Annotated in this window: 1 protein-coding gene; it reads right to left on the reverse strand. The window is 60.0% G+C overall.

Going from position 1 to position 1,429, the window contains the following annotated elements; genetic code table 11:
- Positions 1–133: 133 nt before the first annotated feature.
- On the reverse strand, positions 134–1,429 hold a 1,296-nt coding region (locus NW835_RS08530; protein WP_414415051.1), incomplete at its 5' end, for a hypothetical protein.

A 1,429-nucleotide genomic window follows, 5' to 3' on the forward strand; every position in this document is an offset into this window, starting at 1 on the left:
TCGCACTCCGCGCTGCCGGCACGTTTGCGACAGCGTTGCGTACCAAATAACGACGTAGAGAAACATTTCATTGCTATTTGAATTGCTACTTGAAACGACTCTAATGACCGTCAGGCTAGAGCCGAAAAAAAGGCTAATCTCCCAACTCAGGATCCGGCCGTACCCGCACTTCCATCTGGCGCAGCAGACGCAGCGAGCTTTCCGGCCCGTCGATCATCTGCTGTTCGTTAATCCAGTAGGTGGCAATGCCCAGGTCTTCCAGAAATCGAATGTAGGGATCCGGGGGCGGGCCATCGAAAACGGCCGCCTTCTGGACGGAGAAGCCCTGTTCGATCCAGGGGGTGAGGGCAAAGCGCTCGTAATAGAATAATTGCCCCACCACCTCCTGCAGCGCCTCTGCCGCATCTTTGTGGTGTAGCAATTTCACCTCGGCCAAAAGCAGGTTTCCATCCGCCACCGCCAGAAAGTCAAATGTGTGCTGGTCTTCCCGCACCTCCAGCCCGGCCAGGCGGAACCAGCGGCGAAAGTGGTGCAAGATCTCGTTGTGGCGCTCGCTGCGCTCCAACTGACGCCGACGGCGACGCTCTGCCATCAGCGGGTCTGTCCCCGCACAGGAAGGGATCCCACTGCTGCGAAACTGGGGCGGCTCATCCGGCTCCAAGACCACCTTACCCCCGGCAGGTTGATGGAGAAGGGGCGGCATCTGGGGCAACAGCTCGGCGGATCCCCACTCCACCTCTGGTTGCGCTGCCAAAGCGAGCAGATGGCGATTGAGAGGGTGCTCAGGGTGGGTGTCGAACAACAGCTTGAGTTGAGAGTGGCTGAACTGAAAATCCAGACGAAACTGCTCCACCGAAAGGCTGCTCCGCCCCTTCTGCAGAGTCTCCTGGCCAAAGTAGAGCATCACCAGCAGAGGATAGATGGGCAGGGGGCGATGGGGCGGGATGAGCATGGCCCACATGTCCTCGGTCCAGTGGGGGAGCAAAATCTCCGCTTGCTTGCCCTTGCCCACCACCTGCAGCATTTTGGGATGCCCCGGTTGCCAGCCACAAGGGTGATCGTCGAAGCCGCAGGTTTGCCGCCCTTGATCCACGCTCAAGGGGTAGCGCCCGTCGTAGAGGCGAAAGGGACACAGATCCCGGTCTTCGGCCAGAAAACGCTCGTCCTGCCACAGATGGGCTGCCAGGGCATGACAACCAATGCCCTCCTGGCTGTTACAAGCTTTGAGCCAGCGCCGTTCTGCTAGTTTGCCGCCCACTTTGCTTGGCGCCAGGGGCTGGACAAGGCCATTTTCCCCTTGGTTGAACAAGGGCCACACCAAAGGCTCCCCCGTCTCCGGCAGGGTGGGCAGCAAGGGGTGGACTTTGCTGTAGAAGGGATCGCAAATGCGCTGGGCCACCTGCTGCAGAGGCAGGCCATGGGGGGATCC

The organism is Synechococcus sp. OH2 (assembly GCF_047462155.1).
Classification (GTDB): domain Bacteria; phylum Cyanobacteriota; class Cyanobacteriia; order Thermostichales; family Thermostichaceae; genus Thermostichus.